We start from the raw sequence: 14,482 nt of genomic DNA, 5'->3' as shown, positions 1-14,482 counted from the left end.
GCGAACGGCGGGATGCTCAGGGAACTCCCCTACGATCAGCCTATGCCCGGAGTGAAAAAGACTGCGAGCGGTGTGCTCGGCGGGATGCTCGGCCTCGTCGGCCTGAGCGCCATCGCCGGTGTCCTCGTCACCGCCACCGTCACCCCCGCGATCGCCGTCGCCGGCTCTGCCGCGTCCAGCGCGATCACGATGTTCGACAAGCTTCCCGCGTATCTCGAGGTGGATACGCCCATGCTGCCGACCACGATCTACGCGAAGGGTCTGGACGGCAAGGACTTCGCCCTCACGTCGTTCTACGACCAGAACCGCATCCCCCTCGAGTACGAGGACGTCACGCAGACGATGTACGACGCGATCCTCTCCAGCGAGGACCCGCGCTACTACGAGCACGGCGGCGTCGACCTCATCGGCACCACGCGCGCGCTCCTCAGCAACCTGCAGAGCGGGTCGAACGGGCAGGGCGGCTCGTCGATCAGCCAGCAGTACGTCAAGAACGTGCTCATCCAGAAGTGCGAGCAGGAGGCCCCGTTCGGCTCCGAGGAGCAGCAGGCCTGCTACTACGAGGCGACCGAGGCGGATGGCGCGGAGGGCTACGAGCGCAAGCTCCAGGAGATGCGGTACGCGATCTCCATCGAGCAGGAGTACTCGAAGGACGAGATCCTCATCGGGTACCTCAATATCGCCAACTTCGGCGGCTCGACCTACGGCATCGAGGCGGCAGCGCAGTACTACTTCAGCACCACCGCCGCGAAGCTGACGCTCAACCAGGCCGCGACACTCGCCGGCATGGTGCAGAACCCGAACCGCTACCGCGTCGATCTGCCGGACGGCTCGTACACGGATGGCGAGGGCGTCGCCCACAACGGCGCCGAGGACGGCTACGCCTCGACGAAGCAGCGCCGCGACTACGTCCTCGGGCGGCTCCTCGAAGACGGCAAGATCACGCAGGAGCAGCACGACGAGGCGATCGCGGAGGCCATCGAGCCGAAGATCAACCCGCGGGAGACCGGCTGCGAGGCCGCCGGCGGCTCGGCCTACTTCTGCAAGTACGTGCAGGAGACGATCCTCAACGACCCGGCCTTCGGCAAGGAGAAGGCGGACCGCTGGGAGACCCTGCGTCGCGGCGGCCTCGACGTCTACACGACGCTCGACTTCAACATCCAGATGCCCGCCGAGAACGCGATGAAGGCCACGGCCGCCTCGCATATCGACGGCATCGAGTTCGGCGCCGCGGCGGTGACCGTCGAACCCGGCACGGGCAAGATCCTCGCGATGGCGCAGAACACCCACTTCTCCGAGGACGAGAAGGTCGTCACGACCCAGCCCGGGTACTCCTCGCTCGTCTACGCCGCCGACTACGCGCACGGCTCGTCCAACGGCTTCGCGGTCGGCTCCACGTACAAGCTCTTCACCCTGATCGACTGGCTCGAGAACGGCCGGTCGATCAACGAGGTGCTGAACGGGAACAACCGCGTCTTCCAGTGGAAGTGCGACGGCGCCCCGCAGTCCAACAGCACGAAGATCGGCAACTTCGGCAACAGCGGCGGCTACACCGGCACGATCTCCAACTTCACGCGCGACTCGCTGAACTCCGGCTTCCTCGCGATGGCCGAGCAGCTGGACGTGTGCGAGATCAACCGCGTCGCGGAGCGCTTCGGCGTCCGACTCGGCAACGGCGGCGCGGTGACCGAGACGCCGGCTCTCTACGATGTGCTCGGCTCGAAGGCCATCGCCCCCCTCTCGATGGCGTCGGCCTACGCGACCATCGCCAACAACGGCGTGCGCTGCACGCCCCACGCCATCGATCACATCACCGATGTGAAGGGCGAGGAGGTGCAGGTTCCCGAGACGGGCTGCGAGCCCGTCATCGAGCCGAACATCGCGGCCACCGCCGCCGCGGCGCTGAAGACCGTCATGGCCGGCGGCGGCACCGGCTCGCGGGCGAACCCGGGCGACGGCACCGAGCTCATCGGCAAGACCGGCACGCACGAGAACATCTCGACCATGATGATCGAGTCCTCGACCGCCGCCACCACCGCGGTGTGGGTGGGCAACACCCGGGGCACGACGGACCTCCGTCGCGTCTGGAGCAACGGGATCCTCGGCAACGACGTGCGCTACGAGCTGGCTCGCCCCATCCAGGCCGCTGCGAACCAGCACTACCCCGGCGCACCGTTCCCGACGCCCGACTCGAACCTCACGCGCCGGATCCTCGTGGACCTGCCCGACGTCACCGGCATGTCCGTCGAGGAGGCGACCAATGTCCTGCGCGGCAAGGGCTTCGGCGTGACCGTCGGCGACACCGTCTCGGGCGACCAGCCGAAGGGCACCATCCAGCGTCAGGACCCGGGTGCGGGCCAGGCCGCCGGCGGCGCCAACGTCACGATCTTCCCGAGCGACGGCAAGGCCTCGGCCGTGCCCGACGTGTCGGGGATGTCGATGAAGGCCGCGTTCGCCGCGATCACCGGCGCCGGCTTCTCCAACGTCGAGCGCGGCAGCTGCGAGAAGCAGCCGAATGCGGGCGACGGCAAGGCCACCTCGACCGACCCCGAAGCCGGCGCGGTCGCGTCGCCCGACACGACCATCCGCGTGAACTACGCGGCGAAGTCGTGCGGCGACGACAAGGGCGGCGACAAGAAGGACGACAAGAGCAAGGACGACGACTGATGCCGGCAGCACGGGCCGGTTTTGCGACCCTCGGCGCCCTCGCGGGCGCCGGGGCCGCGGCCGCCGTCTGGGGCATCGGCATCGAGCGGCACCTCTACACGGTCCGCCACCACACGGTGCGCGTGCTGCAGCCGGGGGCGGACCCGATCCGCATCCTGCACGTCTCCGACGCCCACATGGCGCCGTGGCAGCGCGGCAAGCAGGAGTGGATGGCGCGGCTCGCGTCGCTGCGTCCCGACCTCGTCGTCAACACGGGCGACAACCTCGGGCACCCCGAGGGCCTCGACGGCATCCGCCGCGCCTTCGCGCCCTTCCGCGGCGTGCCGGGCGTCTTCGTGCACGGATCGAACGACCTGTACGAGCCGTCTCCCCGCAATCCGCTGCGGTACATCACCGGGCCCTCGAAGCGCCGCCAGTCCGCACCCCCGCTCGACACCGACGCCCTCGACACGTTCTTCGCCGACGAGCTCGGCTGGACCGGCTTGAACAACGCCGCCGGCACCGTCGAGATCCACGGCACGCCCGTCAACGTGTTCGGCGTGAACGACGCGCACCATCGGCTCGACGACCTCGACGGCCTCCCCGGCCTCGTGGCGGCCCTGCCGCAGGCGCCGCTCACGCTCGGCGTCACCCACGCGCCGTACCAGCGCGTGCTGAACCGCTTCGCCGACGTCGGAGCGGATGTCATCCTCGCCGGCCACACGCACGGCGGCCAGGTGCGGGTGCCGTTCTACGGCGCTCTCGTGTCGAACTGCGACCTCCCCACCCGGCAGGCCCGCGGGCTCTCCACATGGACGCACGACGGCCGCACCGTGCCGCTCAACGTCAGTGCCGGCCTCGGCCACTCCATCTACTCCCCCGTGCGCTTCGCGTGCCCGCCCGAGGTCTCGCTCCTCACGCTGGCGCCGCGCAGCCGGTGACCGCGGCGCTCCCGGGGACACGCCGATTCGGCGGACGGCTCGGGATCGGGTAGAGTAGACGGGTTGCCACGGGGTGTGGCGCAGCTTGGTAGCGCGCGTCGTTCGGGACGACGAGGCCGCAGGTTCAAATCCTGTCACCCCGACCAGAACGAGAAGAGGGACCCGCGAGAGCGGGTCCCTCTTCTCGTTCCCGCCGGCTCCCCGGGATGGCCCATGCGCGTCGCGTAGGCTGGTGCGGTTCGCGCCCTTCCGCCATCCGGAGAGTCATGCCTGCCATCCCCCGCCTCGTCGCCTTCGATCTCGACGACACCCTCGCCCCCTCGAAGTCGCCCATCGAGCCGCGCATCGGGGAGCTGCTCATCGCCCTCGCCGAGCGCGTCGAGGTCGCCGTGATCTCCGGCGGGCAGATCCAGCAGTTCCGGAACCAGGTCGTCGACCGCCTGCCCGCCTCCGACGCGGTCGCGCACATCCACCTGCTGCCCACCTGCGGCACGCAGTACTTCCGGCACGAGGGCGGCGACTTCACCCCCGTGTACGCCCGCGAGCTGACCGACGACGAGAAGCACCGCGCCCTCGCCGCCGTCGAGGAGGAGGCCAGGCGCCTGGGCTACTGGGAGTCCGAGACCTGGGGGCCCATCCTCGAAGACCGCGGCTCGCAGATCACCTTCTCCGCCCTCGGCCAGGCAGCCCCCGTCGACATCAAGAAGGCGTGGGACCCGACCAGCGAGAAGAAGTCCGCCCTCCGCGACGCCGTCGCCGCCCGCGTGCCCGACCTCGAGGTCCGCTCCGGCGGCTCCACCTCCGTCGACATCACCCGGAAGGGCATCGACAAGGCCTACGGCATGCGGCAGCTGTCGGAGGAGACCGGCATCGACCTCGATGACATGCTCTTCTACGGCGACCGCCTCGACGCCGACGGCAACGACTACCCCGTCCTCGCCATGGGCGTCTCCTGCGTCTCCGTGACCGGCTGGGAGGACACCGCAGCCAAGCTCGAGGAGCTCATCCCCACCCTCCCCGCACGCGCCTGACGCGACGGAACAGCAGAACGGCTCCCGGAGGATCTCCGGGAGCCGTTCTGCTGTCTGCGGGGCCGTCAGCCGGCGTAGCCGCGCGGGTTCTTCTGCTGCCACGCCCACACGCTCGTCGTCATGTCGTCGATGCCGAACCGCGCCTTCCAGCCCAGCTCGCGCTCGGCCTGCGAGGGGTCGCAGTAGGTCGCGGCGAGGTCGCCAGGGCGGCGGGGCGCGACGACCTTCGGCAGCTCGCGCCCGACGGCCTTCTCGAACGATGCGATGAGCTCGAGCACGCTGACGGGGCGGCCGGTGCCGAGGTTGTAGCTCTTCAGGCCGGGCTCGGCCTTCTCGAGCGCCGCGACGTGACCCTCAGCGAGGTCGACGACGTGGATGTAGTCGCGCAGGCCCGTGCCGTCCGGGGTGTCGTAGTCGTCGCCGAAGACGTTGATCTCCGGGAGCGAGCCCACCGCGACGCGCGCGACGAAGGGCATGAGGTTGTTGGGGATGCCCTGCGGGTCCTCGCCGATCAGGCCGGACTCGTGCGCTCCGACCGGGTTGAAGTAGCGCAGCAGCGTCACGTTGAGCTCGGGGTTCACCCGCTGCACGTCGGCGAGGATGACCTCGTTGATGAGCTTGCTCTTCGAGTACGGGTTCGACAGCTCGACGAGGTCGCGCGTGGCGCTCTCGGCGAACGGCAGGTCGGCGGGGTTGGAGTAGACCGTCCCGGTCGAGGAGAACACGAACGAGCGGATGCCGTGCGCGAGCCCCACCCGCAGGAGCGCGAACGTGGAGTCGAGGTTGTTCGCGTAGTACTGCAGCGGCTTCTGCGTCGACTCCCCGACGGCCTTGTGGGCTGCGAAGTGGATGATGGCCTCGAAGGGCCCGTGCGCGGCGAACGCGCCCTCCACCACCTCGTCGTCGGCCGCGTCGCCGACCACCAGCGTCACCGGCGTGCCCGTGATCTGCTGCAGCCGCTCGGCCACCACGTCGCTGGTGTTGTCGAGGTTGTCGAGCAGCACGACCTCGTGGCCGGCCTCGAGAAGCGCCACCGCGGTGTGCGCACCGATGTATCCGGCTCCGCCGGCAAGGAGAACTCGCATGCCCTCAGCGTAGGCCGCACGTCATGTTGACGTCAACATGCTCACCCGGGCGTGAGCACTCCCCCGGACTCCTCGAGATAGCAGACGCCGCACAGCGACTCATAGGTCACAAAGTGCTCGTCGCGCACGGGGGCGCCCTCCGCGTCGATCGCCACCTGGTCGCCGTCGAAGACGAAGCGCCCTGCGATCCGCCGGCCGTTGAAGAGCGCCTTCCTGCCGCACCGGCAGATCGTCTTCAGCTCCTCGAGCGCGTGCGCGATCTCGAGGAGGCGGCGGGAGCCGGGGAACGCCTGCGTGCGGAAGTCGGTGCGGATCCCGTAGGCCATCACGGGCACGTCCTCGAGCACGGCGATGCGGAACACCTCGTCGACCTGCGCGGGCGTGAGGAACTGCGCCTCGTCGATGAGGAGGCAGGCGACGTCCGTCGCCCGGCCGCCCGGGATGAGCGCATCCGCGGCGGAGCGCCGCACGTTCTCGCGGTGCCGGGCGAAGAGCTCCCCCGCGTCGTCGCCCGCGCCGATGAGGAAGTCGACCTGCCGGGTCATGCCGAGGCGCGACGCCACCTGATCGGCGCCCTTGGTGTCGATGGCGGGCTTCGCGAGCAGCACCGCCTGCCCCCGCTCCTCGTAGTTGTAGGCGGCCTGGAGGAGCGCCGTGGACTTCCCCGAGTTCATCGCGCCGTAGCGGAAGTAGAGTTTGGCCACCGGAAGAGTGTAGTCCGCGTCGGCTCAGCGGCCCGCGAGAAGCGGGAACACGTGCTCGCGGTTGAGGGGCGCCTCGGTCGCGTCGTCGATGGCCGCCGCGGGCAGCACCCAGCGCGCCTCGTCGATCTCCGCCTGCACCACCGGGGCCACTGCGGCGCGCGAGGTGAACACGGTGGCCAGCAGGGCGTGCCCGGCCTCATTGGCGGCGCGCGAGGCGAATGCGCCGAGCAGGTTCAGCTGCGTCGCGGCCACGCGGATGCCCAGCTCCTCATGCACCTCGCGGATGGCCGTCTCGACGGCGCTCTCGCCATTCTCCGGCTTGCCGCCGGGCAGCATGAACGCCGACGTGCCGCGCTTGCGGACGGTCAGCACCCGGCCATCCGCACGCAGGAAGGCGATCGCGGCCACCGTGATGAGCGGGCCGGAGGCCGCCTCCGGCGCCGCCGTCACGCGGCGATGCGGAGCGCCTCGGCGGTGCGATCCGTCACCGAGCGCGCCTTCTCGGGGTCGATGTTGAGCGTCTCGCCGTAGGTGGGGATCAGCTGCTTGAGCTGCGGCTCCCACGCGGGCATCCGGTCGGGGAAGCACGCCTTCAGCACGTCGAGCATGATGGTCGCGCCCGTCGATGCTCCCGGCGACGCTCCCAGGAGACCGGCGATCGAGCCATCCGCCGCCGAGACCACCTCGGTGCCGAACTGCAGCTTGCCGCCCTTCATGACCTGCGCACGCTGGCCGGCCTGGATGAGCTCCCAGTCCTCGCCCTTCGCGGTGGGCACGAACTCGCGCAGGCTGTCGATCTTCTTCGCGCGGCTCTTCAGCAGCTCGCTGACGAGGTACTTGACGAGGTCGAGATTCGTCGCACCGACCTTGAGCATCGAGCCGAGGTTGTGCGGGCGCACCTGCGAGACGATGTCGAGCCAGGAGCCCTTCTTGAGGAACTTCGGGCTGAACGTCGCGAACGGACCGAACATCAGCGAGCCCTCGCCGTCGACCATGCGGGTGTCGAGGTGCGGCACCGACATCGGCGGTGCGCCGACGGCCGCCTGCGAGTAGACCTTGGCCTGGTGCTTCTTCACGAGGGCGGGGTTGCTCGTCTTGAGGAACTGGCCGCCGATCGGGAAGACGCCGTAGCCGCGGATCTCGCGGATCCCGGCCTTCTGCAGGAGCTTGATGGCCCAGCCGCCGGCCCCGACGAAGACGAAGCGCGCGGAGATCTTGCCCGGCGTCCTGCCCACGCGGTTGCGGTAGCTGACCTCCCAGGTGCCGTCCTTCTGCTTCTTGAGGTTCTTCACCTCGTGGTTGAGGAGCACCTCCGCTCCGCCGTCGCGGAGGTGATCGAAGAGCTGACGGGTCAGCGAGCCGAAGTCGACGTCGGTGCCTGCGGGCACGCGCGTGGCGGCGAAGGGCTCGTCGGCCTTGGGCCGCTTCTCCATGAGCAGCGGCGCCCACTGGTGGATGACGCGGGAGTCGTCGGAGAACTCGATGCCCTCGAAGAGCGGCTGCGCGCGGAGGGTCTCGTAACGGGCCTTGAGGTAGGCCACGTCCTTCTCGCCCCGCACGAACGTCATGTGCGGGGTGGTGCTGATGAACGTCGAGGGCTCGTCGAGGATGCCCTTCTCCACAAGCGCGGACCAGAGCTGTCGGCTCTGCTGGAACTGCTCGTTGATGGCGATCGCCTTAGAGGGATCCGACGCATCGGGCATGTAGTTGAGCTCGCACAGGGCGGAGTGCCCGGTGCCCGCGTTGTTCCACGCGTTGGAGCTCTCCTGCGCGACCTCCCCATCGCGCTCGAAGGCGACGATCTTCCAGTCGGGCTGCAGTTCCTTGAGGAGGGTGCCGAGCGTGGCGGACATGATCCCGCCGCCGATCAGCACGACATCGACGGTTTCACTCACCCGTCAATCCTATTCCCGTCTTTCCGGCACCCCGGACCATCCGGGGCCGAAAGAACCCCGGAAGTTCACCGTACGGCGAACCGCCCGGCGGCGCCCCGTCAGCGCGCGGCGACCGCGCCGAGCTTCGTCGCGACGATCTCGGCGATCTGCACCGCATTCAGTGCGGCGCCCTTGCGGAGGTTGTCGTTCGAGATGAACAGCACGAGCCCGCGGCCCTCGGGAGCGGACTGGTCGGCGCGGATGCGTCCGACGAAGCTCGGGTCCTTGCCGGCGGCATGCAGCGGAGTCGGGACGTCCTCGAGGACCACGCCCGGGGCATCCGCCAGCACCTCGCGCGCGCGCTCGGGGCTGAGCTCGCGCGCGAACTCGACGTTGATGCTGAGCGAGTGGCCCGTGAAGACCGGCACGCGGACGCAGGTGCCCGCCACCCGCAGGTCGGGCAGCTCGAGGATCTTGCGGCTCTCGTTGCGGAGCTTCTTCTCCTCGTCGGTCTCGTTGAGGCCGTCGTCGACGAGGTTGCCGGCGAACGGCAGCACGTCGAAGGCGATGGGCGCGACGTAGGTGTCCGGCTCCGGGAAGTTCACGGCGGAGCCGTCGCGCACGAGGCGGAGGGTGTCGCCCTGCGCGAGCACGCCCTCGACCTGACCGAGCAGCTCCTGCGCACCGGCGAGGCCGGAGCCCGAGACCGCCTGGTACGTCGAGACGATGAGGCGCTCGAGGCCGGCCTCCGCGTCGAGCGGCTTCAGCACGGGCATGGCGGCCATGGTCGTGCAGTTCGGGTTGGCGATGATGCCCTTGGGGGCGTCGTCGATGGCGTGCGGGTTGACCTCGCTGACGACCAGCGGCACCTCGGGGTCCATGCGCCAGGCGCTGGAGTTGTCGATGACGATCGCGCCGGCCGCGGCGAAGCGCGGTGCGTGCTGCTTGGAGGCGGAGCCGCCCGCGGAGAACAGGGCGATGTCGATGCCGGAGAGGTCGTCGGTCTCGACGTCCTCCACGATGACGTCGGCGCCGCCGAACGCGATGGTCTTCCCGGCCGAGCGCGCGGACGCGAACAGCCGCAGCTCGCGGATCGGGAACCGGCGCTCCGCGAGAATCTCGCGCATCACAGCGCCGACCTGGCCGGTGGCGCCGACGACGGCGACGGAGAGTCCTGAATCAGAGATGCGGGTCATGAGGTTCCTCGGGGAAGCGCGACGGGTTGCTCGAGTCTAATCCGCGCTGCGGGCGCCTGCCGACTCCGCCCGTCATGCGATGTCTCACTCCGTGCGCAGCGGAGACGGCGAAGGCCCCGACCGCGGAGGGTCGGGGCCTTCGCCGAGAGGATGTCAGCGGCCGGTTCCCGCGTAGACGGTCGCCTCGATCTCGCCGTCGAGGCCGTAGGCGCTGTGCACCACGCGCGCGGCCTCGTCGAGCTCGGTGTCGCGGAGGATGACCGAGATGCGGATCTCGCTCGTGGAGATCATCTCGATGTTGATGCCCGCCCCGCTCAGCGCCTCGAACAGGGTCAGCGAGACGCCGGCGTGCGTGCGCATGCCCGCGCCGACCACCGAGAGCTTGCCGACCTGGTCGTCGTAGACGAGGTTCTCGAAGCCGACCTCGTCCTGCGCGGCCGTGAGCGCCTTCGCCACGTCGGCGGCGGACTGCTTCGGCAGCGTGAAGGAGATGTCGGTGCGGCCGGCCTTCGCCGACTGCACGTTCTGCACGATCATGTCGATGTTCGCGCCGGTCTTCGCGACGAGCGTGAAGATCGCCGCGGCGGAGCCCGGGACGTCGGGAACCCCGAGCACCGTGATCTTGGCCTGGCTGCGGTCGATGGCGACACCGGCGACGACCGGCTCTTCCATTCCGATGGCGTCGTCCGACATGGTCTCTCCCTTGGCATCGCGGGGGGCCTTCATCCCCTCGCCCAGAACATAGGTGCCCTCGTTCGACGTGAAGGTCGACCGGGCGTGGATGAGCACGCCGTGGCGGCGGGCGTACTCGACGGCGCGGATGTAGAGCACCTTCGCGCCGTTGGCGGCGAGCTCGAGCATCTCCTCCGCCGTGATGTGCCCGAGCTTTCGGGCCAGCGGGACCACGCGCGGGTCGGCGGTGAAGATGCCGTCGACGTCGCTGTAGATCTCGCACACGTCGGCGTCGAGCGCGGCGGCGAGCGCGACCGCGGTCGTGTCCGAGCCGCCGCGGCCGAGCGTGGTGATGTCCTTGGTGTCGCGATTGAACCCCTGGAAGCCGGCGACGATGACCACGGCGCCGTCGTCGAGCGCCGCGCGCAGGCGCACGGGCGTGACGTCGACGATCCGCGCCGAACCGTGGTCGGCGGTCGTGATCATGCCGGCCTGGCTGCCCGTGAACGAACGCGCCTCGTACCCCATCGAGTGGATGGCCATGGCCAGGAGGGCCATCGAGATGCGCTCTCCGCTGGAGAGCAGCATGTCGAGCTCGCGCGGCGCGGGCATCGGCGCCACCTGGGAGGCCAGGTCGAGCAGCTCGTCGGTGGTGTCGCCCATCGCGCTCACCGCCACGACGACGTCGTGACCGGCGCGGCGGGTGTCGGCGATGCGTTTGGCGACGCGCTTGATGCTCTCGGCGTCGGCCACGGACGAGCCGCCGAACTTCTGGACGATCAGCGCCACGTGATGCTCCTCGATGCGTTCGCGGGGTGAGCGGACGCCGACCGCGTCCACCCGTCAATCCTAGAGAAGCCCGCATGCTGCCGCGGACATACCCGTTACAGGCGGCGGCGCCCTTCGAACGCGCGGCCGAGCGTCACCTCGTCGGCGTACTCGAGGTCGCCCCCGACGGGGAGCCCCGACGCCAGGCGCGACACCGCGATGTCGAGCGCCGTCAGCAGCCGGCTGAGGTAGGCGGCGGTGGCCTCGCCCTCGAGGTTCGGGTTGGTGGCGAGGATGACCTCCTGCACCGTGCCATCCGCCAGTCGCGTCATGAGCTGCTGGATGCGCAGGTCGTCGGGGCCGATCCCGGCGATGGGGCTGATGGCGCCGCCGAGCACGTGGTAGCGGCCACGGAACTCGCGCGTGCGCTCGATGGCGGCGACGTCCTTCGCGTCCTCCACGACGCAGATGAGCGAGGTGTCGCGGCGCGGGTCGCGGCAGATGCCGCAGGTGTCGCTCTCGGAGACGTTGCCGCAGATCTCGCAGAACTTCACCCGCTCGCGCACCTCGCGCAGGAGCACGGAGAGCCGTGACACGTCGAAGGTCGGCGTCTGCAGGATGTGGAACGCGATGCGCTGGGCGGACTTCGGGCCGATGCCGGGGAGGCGACCGAGCTCGTCGATCAGCTCCTGGACGATGCCGTCGTACATACCGGGGTGGTGTCCTTACGAGGAAGAGGTGAGGAGAGGATCAGGCGAACCGCGTGGGCGGCTCGTAGGGCTCCTCGTGGAGGAAGGTCGCGCCGAGCACCTGCCGGACGACGGCCTCGCCGTAGCGCTGGATGCCGTCCGGTCCGACGCTGCGCGCCTGCACGCGCGGCTGCGGAGCGGGATGCGGGGCGATCGCCTCCGCGGGCTCCGGAGGGACGTCGCCCGGGTCCGCGTCGTCCTCGTCGGCGGTGAGCGGCGCGGGCGCCACCACCCCACCGTCGGGCGCCGGGGCCGCCACGCGTGCGTCGACGGGCACCGCGGCCTCCTCGGGGTCGTCGTCGACGGCCAGGGTGCCGACGACGCCGCCGGGGATGGCGGCGACCGCCCACTCGGTGACGGGTGCCGCCGCGGCGACGGGCGCGCCGCCGGCCGCGTTCGCGGGGCCGGCGGCGCGGGATGGCCGATCGACGGCGGGTGCGCTCCGCTGCGGAGCCTGCTCCCGCCGTGGGGCAGAGCTCTGCTGCGGGGCAGCGCCCTGCTGCGGGGCAGCGCCCTGCTGCGGGGCAGCGCCCTGCTGCGGGGCAGCGCCCTGCTGCGGGGCAGCGCCCTGCTGCGGGCCGCTGCCGTCGGGCCGGCCGGAGCCGGGACCACCGGAACCGCCACCACCGGGGCCGCCCGCGGCGCCGCCGTCGTGCCGCGCGAGGTACTTCACACGGACGCCGAGCACCTCGAGGATGATGCCGCGCAGATCCTCGCTGACCCCGCCGCCCTGCGGGGTGCGCTCCTTGAAGGTGGCGAGGTCCCGCTGATTCGTGAACGCGAGCGTGAGCACGTCGCCCGCCGCGGCGACCGGGCGAGCGCTCTGCAGGACGAGCCAGGACGACCGGCTCACGTGCTCGAGGCGAGCGAGGACTCCCGACCAGACGGCCTGCACGGCCGGCAGGGTGAGCTCGGTCGACGCGGGGGCCGGCTTCTCCTGCTGCGCGGGGGCCGACGACCGAGGAGCGGCGTCGCGGACGGGCGGCTCGTCGTAGGGGTCGTACGGCGGCTCGTCCTCGGGACGGGGAAGCGGCGCGTCGTCGATCACGCGCGGCCCTGGCGACCGCTGGGCCGCGCGCTCTTCGGCCGGGCCGTCGCCGCCGGGTGGGATGGTCGCCCATCCGGCCGCGGGGACGGTCCCGTCGTCGGCCGTTCCCGACGGGGACGCTGCCGCAGCCGGAGCTGTCGCCGCCTCCGTGCCCGGAGCTTTCGGCGAGGCCGCGGCGGGAGCCGCAGGCGACGCGACGGGAGCGGCTGTCGACGCGGGAGCAGCCGCGGGCACGGCGGCAGCCGGCCGCGAAGCCATGGTGGGCGCGGCGGTCGGGGCCGCAGCGGCGGCAGGACCAGCAGTCGGCGCAGCGGCAGGTGCCGCAGCAGCGGCCGGCGCAGCGGCAGGTGCAGGTGCCACGGCAGGAGCGGCAGGTGCAGCGGCCGGCGCAGTAGCGGCAGGAGCGGCAGCGGCAGGAGCGGCAGCGGGCGCCGCAGCCGGAGCCGCCGTCTGCGGAGCCGCGGCAGGAGCAGCAGTTGGCGCCGCGGCAGGAGCAGCAGTCGGCGCCGCGGTCGGCGCCGCAGCCCCCGCGCCCCGAGAAGCCCCGGCCGGCGCCGCGGCGCCGCTCCCCCGCCCCGCATCGCCGGCCATGCCGGCGACCGCCGTTCCGTGCGTGAGCACCCGCGCGATCATGAGCTCGAGCTGCAGACGCGGCGAGGTCGCGCCGGTCATCCCGTCGAGGGCGGCGCTGACGATGTCGGCGACGCGCGACAGGCGGTCCGCGCCGAAGCGGTCGGCCTGCTGGCCCATCCGCTCGAGCTCGTCAGCGGGGATGCCGCGCAGCACGGCCGAGGCGCCGGCACCGGTCGCGGCGATGACGATGAGGTCGCGCAGGCGCTCGAGCAGGTCGTCGACGAAGCGGCGCGGGTCCTGCCCGGTCTGCACGACCCGGTCCACCGCGCCGAACGCCGATCCGGCGTCGGCGACGGCGAACGCGTCGACCACCTCGTCCAGCAGCTCGGCGTGCGTGTAGCCGAGCAGCGCCACGGCCCGCTCGTAGGTCACGCTCGCGTTCTCCGACCCGGCGATGAGCTGGTCGAGGATCGAGAGGGTGTCGCGCGGCGATCCGCCGCCCGCGCGCACGACGAGCGGCAGCACGCCCTGCGCCACGGAGACGCCCTCCTCGGCGCACAGCTTCTCGACGTAAGCGAGCATCGCCGCCGGCGGCACGAGCCGGAACGGGTAGTGATGCGTGCGCGAGCGGATGGTGCCGATCACCTTGTCGGGCTCGGTGGTCGCGAAGATGAACTTCACGTGCGCGGGAGGCTCCTCGACGAGCTTCAGCAGCGCGTTGAACCCCTGCGGCGTGACCATGTGGGCCTCGTCGAGGATGAAGATCTTGAAGCGGTCGCGCGCGGGCGCGAAGATGGCCCGCTCGCGCAGATCGCGGGCGTCGTCGACGCCGTTGTGGCTGGCGGCATCGATCTCGACGACGTCGAGCGATCCGCCCCCCGCGCGCGAGAGCTCGACGCAGCTGTCGCAGCGCCCGCACGGCACGTCGGTCGGCCCCTCCGCGCAGTTCAGGCAGCGGGCGAGGATGCGGGCCGACGTGGTCTTGCCGCACCCGCGGGGACCGGAGAAGAGGTAGGCGTGGCCGATGCGATCTCCGCGCAGCGCGGTCATCAGCGGATCCGTGACCTGCGACTGGCCGATCATCTCCCCGAAGGTCTCCGGCCGATAGCGGCGATACAAGGCTGTGGTCACGGAAACCAGCCTACGGCTCCCCGCCGACATCGCCCCGGTCGGTCTCCCAGCCGCCCGTGCGGGC

At 71.0% G+C, this 14,482-nt stretch carries 11 protein-coding genes and 1 tRNA gene; 4 read left to right on the top strand and 8 right to left on the bottom strand.

The window, feature by feature from the left end; genetic code table 11:
• The first annotated feature begins 42 nt into the window (after nt 1-42).
• From D7D94_RS14065 to D7D94_RS14050, 4 genes are all read left to right on the top strand, one after another.
• Nucleotides 43-2,667: a transglycosylase domain-containing protein gene (locus D7D94_RS14065; protein WP_156243208.1), complete on the top strand. Its 2,625-nt coding sequence runs from the start codon at nt 43-45 to the stop codon at nt 2,665-2,667.
• Nucleotides 2,667-3,587, top strand: a complete 921-nt coding sequence (locus D7D94_RS14060; RefSeq protein ID WP_156243207.1) for a metallophosphoesterase — start codon at nt 2,667-2,669, stop codon at nt 3,585-3,587. Before D7D94_RS14065 ends, D7D94_RS14060 begins: the two co-directional genes overlap by 1 nt.
• A 69-nt stretch (nt 3,588-3,656) precedes the next feature.
• A tRNA-Pro gene (locus D7D94_RS14055) sits at nt 3,657-3,733 on the top strand.
• Nucleotides 3,734-3,853: 120 nt separating this feature from the next.
• On the top strand, nt 3,854-4,618 hold the full coding sequence (locus D7D94_RS14050; RefSeq protein WP_156243206.1) for an HAD-IIB family hydrolase: 765 nt from the start codon (nt 3,854-3,856) through the stop codon (nt 4,616-4,618).
• Nucleotides 4,619-4,683: 65 nt separating this feature from the next.
• Here the strand turns inward: D7D94_RS14050 and galE are convergent, their stop codons facing one another.
• The 8 genes from galE to D7D94_RS14010 all read right to left on the bottom strand — a co-directional run bounded on the left by galE (nt 4,684) and on the right by D7D94_RS14010 (nt 14,418).
• Entirely contained in the window at nt 4,684-5,703 is a 1,020-nt protein-coding gene (galE, locus tag D7D94_RS14045) for a UDP-glucose 4-epimerase GalE (RefSeq protein WP_156243205.1), read from the bottom strand.
• A gap of 41 nt (nt 5,704-5,744) precedes the next feature.
• Nucleotides 5,745-6,407 carry a thymidine kinase gene (locus D7D94_RS14040; protein ID WP_156243204.1) on the bottom strand — a complete coding sequence of 221 codons (663 nt, stop codon included), beginning with the start codon at nt 6,405-6,407 and terminating at the stop codon, nt 5,745-5,747.
• Between the two features lie 24 nt (nt 6,408-6,431).
• Nucleotides 6,432-6,857, bottom strand: coding sequence for an NUDIX hydrolase (locus D7D94_RS14035; RefSeq protein ID WP_156243203.1), 426 nt, complete (start codon nt 6,855-6,857; stop codon nt 6,432-6,434).
• Nucleotides 6,854-8,302, bottom strand: coding sequence for a malate dehydrogenase (quinone) (gene mqo / locus D7D94_RS14030; protein WP_156243202.1), 1,449 nt, complete (start codon nt 8,300-8,302; stop codon nt 6,854-6,856). Before mqo ends, D7D94_RS14035 begins: the two co-directional genes overlap by 4 nt.
• A 98-nt stretch (nt 8,303-8,400) precedes the next feature.
• Complete coding sequence (locus tag D7D94_RS14025; protein WP_156243201.1) at nt 8,401-9,477, bottom strand: aspartate-semialdehyde dehydrogenase; 1,077 nt, start codon at nt 9,475-9,477, stop codon at nt 8,401-8,403.
• Between the two features lie 153 nt (nt 9,478-9,630).
• The gene (locus D7D94_RS14020; RefSeq protein WP_156243200.1) at nt 9,631-10,938 is read right to left on the bottom strand and encodes an aspartate kinase; all 1,308 of its coding nucleotides are present in this window, start codon (nt 10,936-10,938) and stop codon (nt 9,631-9,633) included.
• A 95-nt stretch (nt 10,939-11,033) separates the two neighbouring features.
• Nucleotides 11,034-11,627: a recombination mediator RecR gene (gene recR, locus D7D94_RS14015; RefSeq protein ID WP_156243199.1), complete on the bottom strand. Its 594-nt coding sequence runs from the start codon at nt 11,625-11,627 to the stop codon at nt 11,034-11,036.
• A gap of 40 nt (nt 11,628-11,667) precedes the next feature.
• The gene (locus tag D7D94_RS14010; protein WP_216648673.1) at nt 11,668-14,418 is read right to left on the bottom strand and encodes a DNA polymerase III subunit gamma and tau; all 2,751 of its coding nucleotides are present in this window, start codon (nt 14,416-14,418) and stop codon (nt 11,668-11,670) included.
• Nucleotides 14,419-14,482 lie beyond the last annotated feature (64 nt).

The organism is Microbacterium oryzae, from assembly GCF_009735645.1.
In the GTDB taxonomy this organism is placed as follows: Bacteria; Actinomycetota; Actinomycetes; order Actinomycetales; family Microbacteriaceae; genus Microbacterium; species Microbacterium oryzae.
This window is presented reverse-complemented; position numbering and strand designations above follow the sequence as displayed.

Coding starts and splice junctions, on each gene's coding strand:
- D7D94_RS14065 (WP_156243208.1), top strand. CDS start 43: ATGCCCGGAGTGAAAAAGACTGCGAGCGGTGTGCTCGGCGGGATGCTC.
- D7D94_RS14060 (WP_156243207.1), top strand. CDS start 2,667: ATGCCGGCAGCACGGGCCGGTTTTGCGACCCTCGGCGCCCTCGCGGGC.
- D7D94_RS14050 (WP_156243206.1), top strand. CDS start 3,854: ATGCCTGCCATCCCCCGCCTCGTCGCCTTCGATCTCGACGACACCCTC.
- galE (WP_156243205.1), bottom strand. CDS start 5,703: ATGCGAGTTCTCCTTGCCGGCGGAGCCGGATACATCGGTGCGCACACC.
- D7D94_RS14025 (WP_156243201.1), bottom strand. CDS start 9,477: ATGACCCGCATCTCTGATTCAGGACTCTCCGTCGCCGTCGTCGGCGCC.
- recR (WP_156243199.1), bottom strand. CDS start 11,627: ATGTACGACGGCATCGTCCAGGAGCTGATCGACGAGCTCGGTCGCCTC.